The sequence below is a fragment of the Shewanella sp. BJSY2023SW007 genome (genome assembly GCF_047314525.1).
Taxonomy (GTDB): Bacteria; Pseudomonadota; Gammaproteobacteria; order Enterobacterales; family Shewanellaceae; genus Shewanella; species Shewanella chilikensis.
This window is the reverse complement of sequence record NZ_JBKORL010000096.1, coordinates 1-16,007: the sequence shown is the minus strand read 5'-3', so window position 1 is coordinate 16,007 and position 16,007 is coordinate 1. Positions and strand designations below refer to the sequence as shown.

Genomic DNA, 16,007 nt, shown 5'->3' with positions numbered 1-16,007 from the left:
GCGCTTACCCTTTTGCTTCTACTTGCTCTGGCTTATAAGTGCGGATTATCCAAATCAGAATACCGATCAGGAAGAAGGCACTTGGCGGCAGCAGTAACAGGCCGTTGGGCTGATACCAGCCACCGTCTGATACTTTGGAAAGTATCTCGACGCCAAACAACGAACCGTTACCAAAGAGTTCACGGACAAAACCAACACTCATCAGTACCAGACCATAACCCAGGCCGTTACCTATACCATCCATAAAGCTCATCAGCGGTGGGGTCTTCATCGCATAGGCCTCGGCGCGGCCCATCACGATACAGTTGGTAATAATCAAACCAACGAATACCGACAGCTGCTTGGCGATGTCATAGGCGTATGCCTGCAGTACCTGATCCACCACTATTACCAGCGAGGCAATAATGGTCATCTGTACGATAATCCGAACACTGGCAGGAATATGGTTACGTATGATGGAGATAAACAGGTTGGAAAACGCGGTTACCGCCGTCAATGCTATGGTCATCACCAATGCGGTTTCCAGCTTACTGGTTACCGCCAGGGCACTACACACCCCGAGGATCTGCAGCGCAATAGGGTTATTGCTGACTATAGGTCCAGTGAGAACCTGTTTGAGTTCTTTACTATCGGCCATTAGCTCAATCCTCCATTGCGTGCTTTTTCAATAAAGCGAGCAAAACCTTCCTCGCCCAGCCAGAATGTCAGCGAATGCTGAACACCATTACTGGTCAAAGTTGCACCAGACAAGGCATCAACACCATGAGCTGACTCGGCAACGGCTGGGTTTTTGGTCACGGTAATAGCTATGTTGCCCTGCTCATCAAACAGCTTCTTACCCTGCCATTTGGCTTTCCAGCTTGGGTTTTCAACTTCACCGCCAAGTCCAGGGGTTTCACCTTGGTTGTAATACACCAGGTTCTGGATGGTATTCATGTCCGGTTCCAAAGCCAGGAAGGCGTACATGGTTGACCACAGACCATAGCCATGAACCGGCAGGATCACGCTGGTCACTTTACCGGCATCATCACGCACCAGATAAACCACGGCGTTTTTGGCGATCCGCTTAACCGAAGCTATGTCATGCTCAGGCACCACTGAGGTGGCAGGATCGCGAGAGGCTTTCTGTTGATCATAGGTATCGCCGTTGATATCTGTGACTTCGTCACCGGTTTTCAGCTCGATAACCTTGGCTTCAACATACTTCTTGTAAGTTTCCAGAACCACATCTTTGCTGACCTTGCCGGATTTGGTATCGATCAGGTTGGCGGCTTCCAGAATAAACTTCTGCTTATCCAGCAGTTTGTTTTCCTGCTGGGTTGGCTTGAGCAATACCGCTGCAGTCGATACGAAAATCGAGCAGACAAGACACAGGCCAACGACAACAAATAGCGTTCTTCCGAACGAATCCTTATTACTAGCCACGAGCAATCCTCCGCTTGATGTTTGCCTGGACTACAAAATGGTCAAACAGTGGCGCAAACAGGTTGGCAAACAGAATCGCCAGCATCATGCCCTCAGGGAATGCAGGGTTGATGACACGGATAAATACTGCCATAGCACCTATCAGGATACCGTAAGCCCATTTGGCCTGGTTGGTGAAGGAAGCCGACACTGGGTCAGTGGCCATAAACATCATACCGAAGGCAAAACCACCCAGTACCAGGTGCCAGTACCAAGGCATGGCAAACATATGGTTGGTTTCAGAACCGACCAGGTTCAGCAGCAGAGAGACGGCAATCATACCTACCATCACGCCGCCGACGATGCGCCAGGAAGCGATACGGGTATAGATGATAACCAGACCACCGAGCAGAATAGCCAGGGTAGAAACTTCACCGACGGAACCAGGAATAAAGCCAAAGAAGGCGTCCCACCAGTTCTGGTTGAAGGCGTAGTCCAGAGTACCTGAAGCCGCTTGACTCAGCGCTGTGGCGCCGGAGAAACCGTCAGCAACGACCCAAGAAGTGTCACCGGACATATTCAGCGGATAGGCAAAGAACAGGAAAGCACGACCGGCCAGTGCAGGGTTGAGGAAGTTACGTCCGGTACCACCGAACACTTCCTTGGCCACGACCACACCAAAGGTGATACCCAGTGCCACCATCCACAATGGGATAGTTGCCGGCAAGGTCAAGGCAAACAGTACTGAGGTTACGAAGAAACCCTCGTTGACTTCATGGCCACGAACCGAGGCGAACAGCACTTCCCAAATACCACCAACCGCGAAGGTCACTGCATATATAGGCAAGAAGAAGCAGGCGCCATACCACATCAAGGTGGCCCAGCCGGAATCGGCAGTCAGTTGAGTACCGAAGAGCTCAAACAGCCCCACCTGCCAAACATCGGGAGTACCGAAACCAGCGGCCAGGGCGATTTGTGCCTGTAGACCCACGTTGTACATCCCGACAAACATGGCGGGGAAAGTACAGGCCCAAACGGTAATCATCATGCGTTTCAGATCCAGGTTATCGCGCACATGGGTCTTGCCCTTGTTCACTTTACCCGGGGTGTAAAAAATGGTCGCTGCGGCTTCATAGAGCGCATACCACTTCTCGTATTTACCGCCCTTTTCAAATTGCGGTTCAATACGCTCAAGAAAATCTTTCAAGCTCATAAGCCTTCCCTCTCGACGGTCTCCAAGCAGTCACGCAGGTATGAACCATAGTCATACTTACCGGGACATACGAAAGTACACAGTGCCAGGTCTTCCTCATCCAGCTCCAGCGCACCCAATGCCACGGCGCCATCGGTATCACCGGAGAGCAGATCGCGCAGCAACATAGTGGGCAGAATATCCAGAGGCATCACCCGCTCATAGTTGCCAATAGGCACCATGGCCCGCTCGGAACCACCGGTACTGCTGGTCATATTGAACAGTCGGGAAGGACTCAAGTGCCCCAGGAAGGCACGGGTAATGGAGTATTTATCGGATCCGGGCATCACCCAACCGAAGAACTCTTTCTCGGTCCCCTCTTCAATCAGGGTCAACTGCTGGAAGTAGCGTCCCATATAAGCATGAGGACCTATTGCTGTACGGCCGTTAAGCACAGAACCTGAGATAACCCGAACTTGGCCATCGGCTTCGTCTTGGGTCAGGGCCTGAGTGCTGGCACCCAGCAGAGTACGCACCAAGCGAGGGTTCTTGGCTTTGGGGCCTGTGATGGCCACTATGCGCTGGTTGTTCAATTCACCTGAGGTAAACAGCTGACCTATCGCGATGACGTCCTGATAACCCAGGTACCATACGCTGCGACGGGCAGAGGCAGGCATCAAGAAGTGGATATGAGTCCCAGGCAGACCCGCCGGATGGGGGCCGGCAAACTCTTCCACTTGGGCATTACCCGCTGGAATGTCTGCTCCTGGTGCTTTACAGACGAAGACTTTGTCTGTCAGTCGGGCCAGTACTTTCAGGCCGTTGACGAAATCGTCTTTATGCTCAGCGATAACAACTTGAGGATCGCCCGCCAGTGGCTGGGTGTCCATGGCTGTCACGAAGATAGCCGCTGCTGTCGCATCCACTGCCGGCACCTTACTGAAAGGACGGGTGCGCAATGCGGTCCACATACCTGATTCAATCAGATTATCGCGAACCTGCTGCGGTTCCAGAGTATCCAGAGCCTGGACATCATACTTGGCAAAAGAGACGGCTTCGTCCCCTTCTATCTCTATGACGACCGACTGCAGAACACGTTTGGCGCCGCGGTTGATTTCTAATATTGTGCCACTGGCCAAAGCCGTATATTTAACGCCAGGATTCTTTTTATCCTCAAAAATCACCTGACCTTTTTGCACTTTATCGCCCACTTTGATCTTCATCGTCGGACGTAAGCCAATATACTCTTCACCCAAAGTAGCTACGTGTTTAATGGCTGGGCCATCATGGATAACTTGCTTTGGTCCGCCTGCTAGAGGCAAATCCAATCCTTTCTTAATTGTAATCATATCCACATGCACTACGTTTTGAAGGAAAGACAATGCGCCGCGTTCCTGCTAACCCCCGACTCTCACACAAAAAAATCGAGCGTTGAGCTAGCGCAGATTTATCACAGAAATGCGATCGCAATCACGCTGGTCGCGCGCATTTTACCCCAATTGCAACGCTATCGCCACGAAAATTGTAGTGTTTTAACCTGCTTTCAAAGTGACCAAGAGAGAATTGAGCCAAACGAGTTAACCAGAGATAGCGACAAGTAGGCAAAAGGCAGGATTTTGTCCTGACGCACAAAGTTATACCTTTAATTTTTAAAGAAATAATAGACTAAATAGTCAAAAATACTTATTTCATCTTCAGGGCCTTGCCGGGGAGGCTCTGCTTCAAAATTTCATTCGGTAGCCCAGCTGTAAACGTCGGCCAACACTTGCCAATAAACCACTGTCATCTTCACGTAACGGACTAGCGTCATCAAGCAGATCCTCAGCGCGAAAATAGAGCTGATGTTTTGAGTTGAAGTCATAACTCAGCAGCAGATCCAGCTGCATGCTGTCTTTTGCCGTCTCCTGAGGGCTAAGACTTGCCACTTCTGAACGATAAATTCCCTGAGCCTTGGCCTTAAAGCCGTCCCACTCCAACCCAACATGGAGACTCAAGGCATGCTCGGGCAACCAGGGCAACTGTTCATCTGCCATCAGGCAAGGTCCGCTCAGCATAAGGCAACCCGAGTGCAGCGCCTTGGCTTGGGTGTAATGGTACTTGAGCCCCATGGGCCAATTGACACTACCTGAGTCCAGGCGGTAGTCGAGCGCCAGTTCGACGCCTTTGACATCGACTTCTCCGAGATTGTATTGATTGAGGCGCAGCGCTGGGTCACAGAAGCTATTTGCCGTGCAATCAAAATGCAGATTATCGAAGTCTCGCTGGTACAGGCTCAGTGCACTTTTCAGCCTACCTGATTCAAAGCGGCCACCCAGTTCATATTGCCAGGCTTGCTGGGAGCGTTGCCCCTGGTTGCCGGGGCTCGCCGCCGCCCAAGCTCTGCCGACACTGATGAACAGGCTCAGTGCCTCCCCGCGCCAACTAAGCTTTGCCGTGGGTAACCATTCACTTTCGGAGAAATCCGCGGCTGAAAGCGGCACGGTTTCGCTACTGCGCTCCAAGCTGACATCTTCATAGCCGACGCCGAGCTCCAGAGTCACAGCCGACCAGTTGAGCTCAGCCGTCACCGCCGAGCTCCAAACACTGGCCTTGTCATCAATCCTGATACTCAGACTCTGCGCAGTATCACTCAGTCGTCCACCCTGCCACAGCCAACTCCCCAGGCCGGGTGCCAGCTCGGCCTTGTCTCTGTGCCAACGGGCACTGTAACTCACCTTGTGACGACCATATTGAGTAATGGCCTGAGTCTGGATCCCCATAGCCTCGAAGTCATCATCACGGCGAAAGTCGACCAATGAAACCGCGCCGATAGCAGCGGCATCCAAGGCCGCCAGTTGCTCAAGCGCGTCACCTTGAATAAAGGCGCCATCGGCAAAACTCATCTGCAACTGCGAGCTGTGATGGCTATGGTAGTAAAGCTCGGTAAACACCCGGGAGCCGGCGGTAGGCTCAACGCGGTGTGACAGCTGATATCTGTGGCTGCGGCTCTTGAGTCTATCCTGCGTGGCAGCGCCATACAACAGCTCAGGGTTCAGTTGCCAATCGGCAGGCGTCAGCCCCATTCCCGGTAAAAACTGTCGCTGCTGTGAATATTGATACTTAAATTCAGTATGTTGCCGACTGCGGGCACCCGGCAAGCTGTTGGCCGCTATCTTGAAAAGGACCTTGGTCTGGCTGTCATCTTGCCCCAGCTCAGCGCTTCTCGGTTCTTGCCAGGGTTGCTGGCGCCTGTGGCTCGCCTGCAGCAATACCTTATAGTCATCGGCATCAATCAGACCGCGGCCCTCGGCGCCCCAACCTTTATCCTCATTGCCCTGAAGCCGCAAACTGTTGCCCGGAGTATCATGCAACCCCAGGCTTTGGGTTTCCAAAACACCAAAACTGCCGCTACCACCATAGAGCAAGCTACCGGCGGCATTGGCCGAGCTGGCAACCAGGGTATCGGGATCCGGCAGTTGCCACAGATAAGGCGCAGAATAAGGCGCCGGCGCCAGATTGACCCTGTCTTCGATAATCGCTATTCCGGAATGGCCGCTACCACCGGCGCCGCGAATACTGAAACTGCCAGGCAAGGTTGGGATAAGCTCGCCACCGGCGGTCAGTTGCCGCTCGGCCGAGTCATAGTACATGGCATTGATTGCTGCAGTCTCAAAAGCCGGATGGTCAGCAACCAAAGATTCGGAAGCGTGCGCCCACTGCCCGGCCAAACTCCCGCTCACCAAACCGGCCACAGCACTCACCTTAAGCAAGCCTCGCCTCTGACTCATATCCCAATCCCCTATCAGCAGTTACCGCATATTTGATGTTATATTTTTGTAAACTAACTGATTTGCGGACAAAAAAAAAGCGACTTGAGTAAATATCAAGTCGCTTGATTGTGCGAGGTAAGCCGGGCGGGATTAGAGCTGCTTCAGCAGTTCCTCACTCAACTTGAGATCGTCGTTGCGGTTAACGCTGACACCGGCGGCAATAATATTGCGGGCAATATCCTGTGCCTGCTCCAGAGAATGCATCTGATAGGTACCGCACTGGTATTCGTTCAGCTCAGGAATAGCCTTTTGATCTTGTACCTTGAGCACATCTTCCATGGCTGCCAACCAGGCATCGGCAACCCGGCCTTCTTCCGGTGTCCCGATAAGGCTCATATAAAAGCCGGTGCGACAGCCCATTGGCGAAATATCTATGATCTCCACTCCGTCACCATTGAGGTGATCACGCATAAAGCCTGCAAACAGGTGTTCCAGTGTATGAATGCCGCGCTCGCTGAGAATATCCTTGTTGGGCGCGCAAAAACGCAGGTCAAATACCGTAATGGTATCGCCCTTTGGTGTGCTCATGGTCTTGGCCACCCGCACTGCCGGTGCCTCCATCTTGGTATGGTCCACGGTAAAGCTGTCTAACAATGGCATGGGTATTCTCCCTTGGATGGCAAGCTGGCTTGCACTGTTAAATGGTTTCGCGTCTCAAAGCGCTATTATTACAGCGCCAAAACACAAATGCAGCCCCTGGAGGCGGTTTATCAAGCAGGGACTTTTAACCACGACACTTGGGCGACTCAGGCACGGCGCTTTGAGCATCCCATTCGGCCTGAGTATAAGTATGCATGGACAGAGCGTGCACGCCATTGGCCAGTTCTTCCGCCAATTCCTGGTTCACTTCTCTATGGCGAGCCAGCAGACGCTTGCCATCAAAGGCTTCACTGACAATGATCACCTTGAAGTGCGTCTCTGAATTAGGCGGCACATGGTGATTGTGGCTCTCGTTGATGACCTCTATATGACTCGGCGTCAGGGCAAGGCGCAACTTCTGCTCTATGGTCTGAGCAACGGACATGGTAAAACCTGATATAAGCTGTTGGGATTGGCGGCAGGTTACTGCTTCGGCGAACAAAGATCAATCCGACAATTTTCAACCACCAGGAGGATGAAAACCCGGTTTGAGCCGCCGATAGGTGAGATTGAGCCTGGGCTCTGTGAGTTTCAGCCTTCTTGGCAATGCATGTTGCCACTCCTGCTGCATCGGCCAGCGCATCAACAAGAGATCGCCCGAGTTAAGCCTGAGCCGCAGCTTCTCGCCGCTTTGCTTGTGTCTCAAATCAAAATCGCGCCCGGCGCCCAGACTGATTGACGCGATATCGGCCCCCTCTGCCAGCTCAGGTTCATCGTCGCTGTGCCAACCCATGGCGTCGCGGCCATCGGCATAACGGTTTACCAGCACGCCATTGCTGCCAAGCTGCCAATCCCGATCCAGCTTTTGCCTTAGCCTTAACAGATATTTGGGCCAGGGAAGCGCCCTGACCAATAACCCTGAGTAACGATAATCACAGCCGGGATCGCCGAACCACACCTGAGTACGGGGAATGGCGTGACGCTTACCGAATATCTCAAGCTCGGGGCGAGTCAGGGGATAATGCTCCGCCTCGCGCCAAATGGCATCCTGCTGGGCTGGATTGAGATAACCGCGCACCAGCAACATAGGCGGTTGCTCAAACCGCTGCACGCCTGTTGCCGACTCAGCAGATGACCCAGGCTCAAGCGCAAACAGCGACTGCTGTATCTCTTTTGAACTCATATTTGAACTCATCTTTGAACTCATCTTTGAACTTCATGGCATTGTTTCTCTGTGGCTTATTGCCAGGCTTAAGCCTTCTTTATTAGATAATGACCAAGGCAGATTTTCGCAAATATCGCCTTGAGCGCCAGTATTTGCGATAATCCGCGCAAATTCGTCCTTTAAGCCCAGTTATATGACCAGCCAGTTCTCAGCCGCTGATATTCAGCTCACTCTGCACCGCTATCCCGAAGAGCAGGAATCCAACCTCCAGGCCTGGGATGCCGCCGATGAACACCTGCTCAAACAGCTCGCCGAGGAAGAGGCACCTCAATCTGTGCTTATTATCAACGACAGCTTTGGTGCCCTGCTGTGCGCCATTCGTCAAGGTTACCCCGATGCAAAGATTCACTGGAGCTCGGATGCCCGCACTTCCCACCTTGGCACTCGACAAAATCTTGAGAAAAACCATCTCAGCGATGCCGACATTCACTGGCTAAACAGTCGGGAAATACCTGCTTGTGTACCCGATACCATATTGCTGAAGCTGCCCAAGAACCTCAACTTCTTTGCCTGGCAGCTGACCCTGCTGGCCAATATGCTTCCCGCCGGTACCCGGGTATTGATTGGCGCCAAGGCCAAATCCATCAATCAAGCCTTGTTGGCCCTGATTGGCAAACATCTGGGCCAGGCCAGCGCCAGTCTGGCATGGAAAAAGACCCGGGTGATTACCGCCTTCGCCGATGGCCAGACACGCGAATTGCCGGCCCCCAGCGAGTGGCCCCTTGGCGAGTTCGGCCTCAATATCTGTAATCTCAGCAATGTATTTGCCGCCGGCAAACTGGATATCGGCGCCCGTTTGATGTTGGCCAACCTCCCCGAAGGTGAGTTTAGCTCTGTGGTGGACCTGGGCTGCGGCAATGGCGTTTTGGGGCTGGCGGCGGCCAAGCGTTATCCCGAGGCGAGTATTCACTTTGTCGATGACTCAGAGATGGCCGTGGAAAGTGCCAGGCTCAACTGGCACGGCAATGGCTTTGAAGCCGAACGCGGCCACTTCTATTGGGACGACTGTCTGAGTCATTTGAGCGCCGGGGTCGCACCGGATCTGGTGCTCTGTAACCCGCCTTTTCATCAGGGAGAGGCCATCACAGATCATATTGCCTGGCAGATGTTCCTCGATGCCAGACGGCGCCTGGTGAACGGCGGCATACTGCATGTGGTCGGCAACCGTCACCTGGGTTACCACATCAAGCTCAAGCGCCTGTTCGGCAACTGTAAAACCATAGCCTCCAATGGTAAGTTTGTGATCCTGCAAGCCTCTAAATAAAAAGCCAACAAGCGTAAACCTTGTTGACCCATTCCGGCCCCCGTTGGGAACCCGGAAAGAAACAGGCCGGGGGAGACCCCGGCCTGTGTAGTTAAATTTTGTGATTTCAGGGGGCAACTCGGCCGCGTCTGTAACGCAAGCCGCCAAGCAGTACCAGACTTACGAGCGCCACCACTGACAGGCTGCCGCCGGCATCGACTATCACGGTCGCGCCATCATCTCTGTCCCATTCGCGACTTTCCAGCGGCAAGGCATAGAGGCTATTGCTTTCATAAGAACTTATGGTCGCCACTATGTCACTGTAACCGGGTTCATAAAGGTCGATCAGCACATCATAGTGATCGCTGGGATAGCCGCTCTCTAACGTGGTGAGCACTTCAAAGTCATCCTGGGTACTGTCTCCCTGAATGTAGAACACCTCAGTGCTGTAGTAATGCTCCCAGTCACCGCCGTTGCGGCTCAGATAAAGCTCGGCATAAACGGGCACAGACTCGGCCGGATCATTGCCGTAAACATCAGCATCGAAGCGCACCGCAAAGCTGCGATAAAAGCCATCAGAGTCATAATCGTCATAAAGGTAGCTGGCCGCCTCATAAAAGCTGAACTCATGGTAATAGCTGTGGGCCGTAGTGGAGACCATCCGCTGCGGCGCGGCTTGGCTCTCGGGCAGTTTCTGTTTCTTGGCAATCATCTGCTCGCGGGTCATGCGCTCACCGGAAACTTGAGCTCCGGCAAATTGCCACTCCTGCTGCAGTTGCTTGAGCAACTGCCTGTGTTGTGCCGCCCGTATCTCGGTGCCTGGGCTATCCTGTTCATCGCTTGGTTGCTGCGCTTTTTGGCCGATGGAGGCTTGTCCGCCGACAGGCTCCTTGGCATAGGCAGCGGGCGCCCCCCAAAACAGAGCCAAAAACAGCGACAGGCCAAATACAGTGTAAGATAATAATTTCATAGTGCTTCTCCACAGGGCGCATCTCGCGCTTATCCGGGTTGTTGGCATTATTAAAAGTCAGCCTGGGTGAACATGAGATGAACGGTTTCTGTCAGCCGATGTTCATCTTGGAAGGAGTACAACTGACCGGGCCAGAGCGAAAACCAGGGGGAAGGACAGATAGAGAGTGAAGACCCGGCTGGCTATTTCATCCACCGCGGGGATCTTTTACACTGGGCCAAGCGTTTCCAAAAGGGCAAAACCATGAAAAGGGGCAGTAAAATCAAGCATCAAGCTTATCACTCAAGCGGAATTATCGCGGCAAGCATGCTATTGCTGTCGCTGGCTTTCGCTCAGCCCCTGCATGCCGGCCCCTTTGCCAAGCCGGAACGAACAACTCAGGGCCAGGAGGCCAAGCTGAAAGTCCGCAGCGGCGATGAAGCCGCCAGACTGGTGAAGCAGGCTTATGGCGGTAAAGTACTCAGGGTGCAGTCTGTGAAGGTCAACGGCAACCCGGGTTATCGGGTCAAACTGCTGCAGGACAGTGGCCGAATTGTCTATGTCTCTGTGGATGCCCGCAGCGGCCGACTGCAGGCAAACTGACAGGAAATAGCTTATGCGACTGTTATTGGTAGAAGATGATGCCGCCTTACAAGCCAACTTAAAACAACATCTGCAAGAGGCAGGTTTCAATCTGGATACGGCATCAGACGGCGAAGAAGGCCTGTTTCTGGCGGCGGAATATCCCTATGATGCCGCCATTATCGATATCGGCCTGCCCAAACTCAGCGGCATAGCACTGATTGAACAGATGCGAGCCAAGGGACTGGATTACCCTGTGCTGATCCTCACCGCCAGAGATGGCTGGCAGGACAAGGTGGAAGGCCTGGATGCCGGCGCTGATGACTACCTCACCAAACCCTTCCACCCCATGGAACTCACCGCCAGGATCAAGGCTTTAATCCGCCGCAGCGCCGGAAAGGCCAGCCCCTTGCTGCAAAGTGGCCCTGTCACCCTGAATACCAGCAGCGGTGAAGTCCGACTTGGCAAACACAGCGTCAGCCTCAGCGCCTCCGAATACAAATTGCTCGAGTATCTGATGCTGCATCAGGGAGAAGTCACTTCCAAGAGTCTGCTTATCGAGCATATCTATGATCAGGACTTTGATCTGGACTCCAATGTGATTGAGGTATTTATTCGCCGTTTGCGCAAGAAGCTGGATCCCGAGGGCACGCTTGGGCTTATTGAAACCCTGCGTGGTCAGGGTTATCGCCTCAACGCGCTTCCAGTTAGAGATAACCCCTGATGAAACCCTTGCCAGCAAGGCTTTTGCCCGGTTCACTCAAGGGCCGGCTGGTGATCAGCGCCCTGCTGTTGAATCTGGTACTCTTGCCGCTTATCGGCGTGACCCTGAGCGATGCCTTTCGTGCCCAATTGGCCCACGCGGTAAAAGATGAACTCAGCGCCGCCCTTTATGGAGTATTGGCATTGGCAGAAGTGGAACAGGGCGAACTGGTTCTGCCGGATCAATTACAGGACAAACAGTTCAACATAGATCAATCCGGGCTCTACGCCTTGGTCAGCAGCCAAGGCAAACTGGTATGGCATTCGCCTTCCTTTATCGGTATGCCGCCTCCGGGCAAGCTTCCAAGCCCACCACTCGGAGAAGGCCGCTTTGGCGAAATGCTTCTCCTGGGCAAACCCCACTTCAATTACAGCTTCAGCGCCAGCTTTGCCTCGGCCTCGGATAATGGCCGGGATATTCCCTTTACCGTACACATCATCAAAGATCAGACCGGCTTTGAGCAAACCCAAGGCGCCTTCAGCCGCCAGCTCTGGCAATACCTGGGACTATTGATGCTGTTCCTGTTACTGGTACAAGGAGGCTGGCTCTGGTGGACACTCAAACCACTGGCGCGCTTTCGCGCCGAGCTCGAAGCGGTTGAGCAAGGCAAACGGCAACATCTCGGCAGTGACTATCCCAAGGAGCTGCAACAGGTTGCGACCCAGCTCAATGCCCTGATAAGCAACGAGCAGCGCCAACGCCAACGTTATCGCAACGCCCTGTCGGATCTGGCCCATAGCCTGAAAACACCGCTGGCGGTACTGCAAAGCCTCAAGTCTTTGCCAAGCGATGCCCAAGAGCCCATCAGCCAAATTAACGCCAGCATAGGGCACCAGTTGAAGCGAGCCCAAAGTGCCGGCAGCGGCCCTTGGCATCAAGGGGTAAACAGCAAAACCGTGGCCGACAAACTACTGCGAACCCTTGGCAAGATTTATGCCGACAAGGTGCTGGAGTTTGAGGCTGACCTGGCAACAAATGCCCTGTTTTACGGTGATGAAGCCGACCTGGCCGAACTCCTCGGCAATCTATTGGATAACGCCTGCAAGGCAGCAAATAGCAAGGTCGCCCTCAAAACCTGGGTTAGCGAAAAAGGGCTGAACATCTGCATCGAAGACGATGGCCCGGGCATTACAGAGCAGCAGAAAACCCAGCTGTTCGAGCGCGGTGTCAGAGCCGATAACTACCAACAAGGTCATGGTATAGGACTGGCGATAGTCAAAGATCTGCTGCAGAGCTACCAAGGCCAGTGGCAAATAGATCAATCTCCCCTGGGCGGCGCCCGCTTCACTCTGTTTTTACCCAGAAGTTGAGATTGGGGAATGGTACATTCATTCCCCATCCTTACCTATTTCCAACAAGGCTAATCTTGCCAAATGGCGATAATGCCCCCCTTGATGCTGCCAATAAGCACTGGTCAAGTTTCCGGCAATGGATGTTTCTCGTTGCCTGCCGCTGGGATGGGCAAGAAGCAAGAATGCAATTGAAAAACAGGATGTTCGAGACGAACTTTCGCACAGACTCCCCTGTGACATGGCGAGAGTTGCGCAGCAACATGCTTTCAAGCGCAAACCTGGGATGGTGAGCTGGCCGTTGTGCATGGATGCACTTGTTCCACGACTTTAGGCCACTGGCACAGTGGCTAGCATGGCTTTAAGCCAAAACTCACCAATGAACTTAATCCTAGCGGCTAGCTAGTTGTAGCCAATCACCTGCGGTGCGCCTTTCGCACAGGCGATCCTGTGACTCGGCGAGAGTTGCATAGCAACATGCTTTCGAGCGCGAACCAGGGATGGTGAGCTGGCCGTTAAACAGGGATGGTGAGCTGGCCGTTAAACAGGGAAGTTGTTGTGAACCCATCCTTGGGCGCTCGACGAAAACGTCTGACCTACAAGGACGTAGGAAATGCCGAATTTGTCGGGAACAAAATTCGACCCTGTTTTCGACGGTCACAGTTCCGCCTATGCCTGGAAAATAGGTGTATGTCTGCAGATCTCTCAAATATTTCAAGCTATTTAGGACTAACAGAGTTGCACCAATTCCCCCCTCGGTGTCGCCGAAAGCCGTTGGCACAAATAACATTGCAAAGGGACGCCCCTCAGGAAATAATCGCTTCCCAAAGTAGCGTTGATATCCTGTATGCGAGAGCCGTTGGTTACGCTCAATACCATGATGAAAAATCGAACCCGATGGGTGAAAGCTATCACAATTAGCGAAATACTTATTGACGGGTTGCCACCGTCACTCGTTATGTTTCAATGCCTCGTTCCTTAAGCATATTTTTAAAAACTATTTGAGCCCATTTAATTACTATTTCAGAGTTCCCAAGTTCATCCTTATCCAGGTAAGAGATGAGGACAGGATACCCGCCGCTGGGACAATACTTTGAATGTTCGAATCCATCCCATTCCAAACCCAACCCACGAACAGGTATGCTGGGGTCTCCGTTAACCCAGTAACTTACTTTTTCAAAATACCCCGCGGATATAAGAGATTCACCAATGTTTATTGCTTGTTCTACGGATTGAAAACAAACAGGTTGATAGGTGGTTTTATTGGACGAAGAGCAACCTGGTAACAGGAGGCTTAAAAAAGCGACGTGCCAAATTCTCATAATATCTTCCTTGAAAAATAACGCTCCGCCAATTCGTTTATCGAATTCAGTAACTTGTTATCTTTCTTTACTATTACTTGTAAACTTAAGTTTTTATTCATATCTATTCAATATAAACCCATCTTTTTCATAAGTGTCAACCTTACGTAGACCAGATTTAAGTAAAACGTTACCTGATGCTGGATGCTCAACTAAGACCTCACCAATTACTTTAGTAAGCCCAAGCGTATTTATTGTATACTCTAAAGTGGCTTTTACAGCTTCTGTGGCCAATCCATTTCCCCAGTATTCGGGTAGCATCCGACAACCTATGTCTGGACAGTTCAAATCAGGTTCGTACTTAACTCCGCAGAACCCTATGACTTTATCATCTTCTTTATAAATCAATGCATACCGAGAGTAACCATACTTCTTATATTCTGCTTGCCAGCAATTAACAATTAAATTCTCTGCATCTTTTTTGGTATTAACGGCACCCACATCACCCGTATAACGCATAACCTCTGGATTAGTAGAAAATTCAAAGACAGCATCTACATCATCCAAGCAAAACTCTCTCATTAAGAGACGAGGTGTTTCTATTAAAATATCCATATTCGTTCTTTAATCTATAATCTATTTTGTAATTTTCAGGAAAAATCAAGCCACCCACTGTAAAACAATAACTTAATCTTCTTTCTGTCTGTATTCAAGCACCGGTAGGGGATTTGAGCACTACAAAGCACTTCTCTGTCTGTCCATCGGTTTGCTGTCTCTATATCAATATGCAACACCAGATGCAGATGATTACTCATGATGGCGAATGCCGCCACATCAATGGCAAAAACGGCCTCCAGTTCAAACAATAACGATTCCACCCAACCACGGCGGTGGTCATAATTGTTGCCCGAGTAGGCATCATCACCACACAAGAAGGCACGCCGGACCACGCGGCTGCAACAGTGGTAGTAAGGCGTATCTTCAAGGCTGATTTGAGTTCGGCGAGGGCGCGGAGGGTGTTCAAAATTCTGTGTCACGTTAAAAATCACAGATCGATGTGAGCATCCAGTCGTCCTTCAAAATGGATGGACAGCTGAGATAGCGTTAAATTCCAGTTTTGAATCGGGTGTGACCACCGCTCCTGAGCCTTCAATATACCGGCGTAGAGCAGTTTGAGTAAACTGTTCTCGTTGGCAAAACCACCCTTGGTTTTCGTCAGTTTACGAAACTGACGATGTACGGCCTCAACCGCGTTCGTGGTGTAGATAGCCTTACGCACGTATTCCGGGTACTTAAAATAGGTCGATAACAGCGCCCACTTGTTGCGCCAGGACTTGATGACCACAGGATATTTGTCGCCCCATTTGGCTTCCAGCTCGTCCAGCGCCATCTCAGCTGCATTGAGGGTTGTGGCTTTATAGACACACTTTAAATCAGCCATAAACGCCTTCTGGTTTTTAGACGCTACGTATTTCATTGAGTTACGAATTTGATGAATGATGCATGACTGCACCTCTGTATGTGGGTAAATGGTTTCAATGGCTTCAGGGAAGCCTTTAAGGCCATCGACACAGGCAATCAGGATGTCTTTAATTCCGCGACTATGAAGATCGGTTAGTATACTTAGCCACTGATGTGCACCTTCAGTGTCTGAGATATACAAGCCCAACA

The 16,007-nt window shown here is 51.8% G+C and carries 16 protein-coding genes and 1 pseudogene; 4 read left to right on the top strand and 13 right to left on the bottom strand.

The window, feature by feature from the left end:
- Positions 1-4: 4 nt before the first annotated feature.
- From ACMHXE_RS16720 to ACMHXE_RS16685, 8 genes are all read right to left on the bottom strand, one after another.
- Positions 5-637, bottom strand: coding sequence for an NADH:ubiquinone reductase (Na(+)-transporting) subunit D (locus ACMHXE_RS16720; protein ID WP_039033613.1), 633 nt, complete (start codon positions 635-637; stop codon positions 5-7).
- Positions 637-1,425 (bottom strand): Na(+)-translocating NADH-quinone reductase subunit C, encoded by a 789-nt coding sequence (locus tag ACMHXE_RS16715; RefSeq protein WP_039033612.1) that lies wholly within the window; start codon positions 1,423-1,425, stop codon positions 637-639. Before ACMHXE_RS16715 ends, ACMHXE_RS16720 begins: the two co-directional genes overlap by 1 nt.
- Positions 1,418-2,617, bottom strand: coding sequence for an NADH:ubiquinone reductase (Na(+)-transporting) subunit B (locus ACMHXE_RS16710; protein ID WP_039033611.1), 1,200 nt, complete (start codon positions 2,615-2,617; stop codon positions 1,418-1,420). The genes ACMHXE_RS16715 and ACMHXE_RS16710 overlap by 8 nt, the downstream gene beginning before the upstream one ends.
- Positions 2,614-3,945: a Na(+)-translocating NADH-quinone reductase subunit A gene (locus tag ACMHXE_RS16705; RefSeq protein WP_101054040.1), complete on the bottom strand. Its 1,332-nt coding sequence runs from the start codon at positions 3,943-3,945 to the stop codon at positions 2,614-2,616. The genes ACMHXE_RS16710 and ACMHXE_RS16705 overlap by 4 nt, the downstream gene beginning before the upstream one ends.
- Positions 3,946-4,317: 372 nt before the next feature.
- Positions 4,318-6,363 carry a TonB-dependent receptor domain-containing protein gene (locus tag ACMHXE_RS16700; RefSeq protein ID WP_101053890.1) on the bottom strand — a complete coding sequence of 682 codons (2,046 nt, stop codon included), beginning with the start codon at positions 6,361-6,363 and terminating at the stop codon, positions 4,318-4,320.
- Positions 6,364-6,495: 132 nt separating this feature from the next.
- The gene (luxS, locus tag ACMHXE_RS16695; protein ID WP_039033608.1) at positions 6,496-7,005 is read right to left on the bottom strand and encodes an S-ribosylhomocysteine lyase; all 510 of its coding nucleotides are present in this window, start codon (positions 7,003-7,005) and stop codon (positions 6,496-6,498) included.
- A gap of 124 nt (positions 7,006-7,129) precedes the next feature.
- Positions 7,130-7,429 carry a BolA family protein gene (locus tag ACMHXE_RS16690; RefSeq protein ID WP_101054037.1) on the bottom strand — a complete coding sequence of 100 codons (300 nt, stop codon included), beginning with the start codon at positions 7,427-7,429 and terminating at the stop codon, positions 7,130-7,132.
- Between the two features lie 75 nt (positions 7,430-7,504).
- Entirely contained in the window at positions 7,505-8,167 is a 663-nt protein-coding gene (locus ACMHXE_RS16685; protein ID WP_101053888.1) for an alpha-ketoglutarate-dependent dioxygenase AlkB family protein, read from the bottom strand.
- A 175-nt stretch (positions 8,168-8,342) separates the two neighbouring features.
- On the opposite strand from ACMHXE_RS16685, the gene ACMHXE_RS16680 reads away from it, so the two are divergent.
- Positions 8,343-9,473, top strand: coding sequence for a methyltransferase (locus tag ACMHXE_RS16680; protein ID WP_101053884.1), 1,131 nt, complete (start codon positions 8,343-8,345; stop codon positions 9,471-9,473).
- A 106-nt stretch (positions 9,474-9,579) separates the two neighbouring features.
- Here ACMHXE_RS16680 and ACMHXE_RS16675 read toward each other — a convergent pair whose 3' ends face one another.
- Positions 9,580-10,422, bottom strand: coding sequence for a choice-of-anchor H family protein (locus ACMHXE_RS16675; RefSeq protein WP_101053882.1), 843 nt, complete (start codon positions 10,420-10,422; stop codon positions 9,580-9,582).
- A gap of 243 nt (positions 10,423-10,665) precedes the next feature.
- On the opposite strand from ACMHXE_RS16675, the gene ACMHXE_RS16670 reads away from it, so the two are divergent.
- The 3 genes from ACMHXE_RS16670 to ACMHXE_RS16660 are packed head-to-tail and all read left to right on the top strand — an operon-like array spanning position 10,666 to position 13,056.
- A complete protein-coding gene (locus ACMHXE_RS16670; protein WP_025011880.1) occupies positions 10,666-11,004 on the top strand; it encodes a PepSY domain-containing protein in 339 nt (112 codons plus the stop codon).
- 13 nt (positions 11,005-11,017) lie between these two features.
- Positions 11,018-11,707, top strand: a complete 690-nt coding sequence (locus ACMHXE_RS16665) for a response regulator transcription factor (protein WP_025011881.1) — start codon at positions 11,018-11,020, stop codon at positions 11,705-11,707.
- Positions 11,707-13,056 (top strand): ATP-binding protein, encoded by a 1,350-nt coding sequence (locus ACMHXE_RS16660; RefSeq protein ID WP_101053879.1) that lies wholly within the window; start codon positions 11,707-11,709, stop codon positions 13,054-13,056. The genes ACMHXE_RS16665 and ACMHXE_RS16660 overlap by 1 nt, the downstream gene beginning before the upstream one ends.
- Before the next feature lie 935 nt (positions 13,057-13,991).
- Here the strand turns inward: ACMHXE_RS16660 and ACMHXE_RS16655 are convergent.
- The 4 genes and pseudogenes from ACMHXE_RS16655 to ACMHXE_RS16640 all read right to left on the bottom strand — a co-directional run.
- Positions 13,992-14,357, bottom strand: a complete 366-nt coding sequence (locus ACMHXE_RS16655) for a hypothetical protein (RefSeq protein ID WP_413732845.1) — start codon at positions 14,355-14,357, stop codon at positions 13,992-13,994.
- Between the two features lie 93 nt (positions 14,358-14,450).
- The gene (locus ACMHXE_RS16650) at positions 14,451-14,951 is read right to left on the bottom strand and encodes a GNAT family N-acetyltransferase (RefSeq protein ID WP_101053873.1); all 501 of its coding nucleotides are present in this window, start codon (positions 14,949-14,951) and stop codon (positions 14,451-14,453) included.
- A 125-nt stretch (positions 14,952-15,076) separates the two neighbouring features.
- Positions 15,077-15,373 (bottom strand): annotated as a pseudogene (locus ACMHXE_RS16645) (transposase); the annotation flags it as partial.
- An 8-nt stretch (positions 15,374-15,381) separates the two neighbouring features.
- Positions 15,382-16,007: IS256 family transposase (locus ACMHXE_RS16640; RefSeq protein ID WP_224868444.1), on the bottom strand; the 626-nt coding region annotated here is incomplete at its 5' end.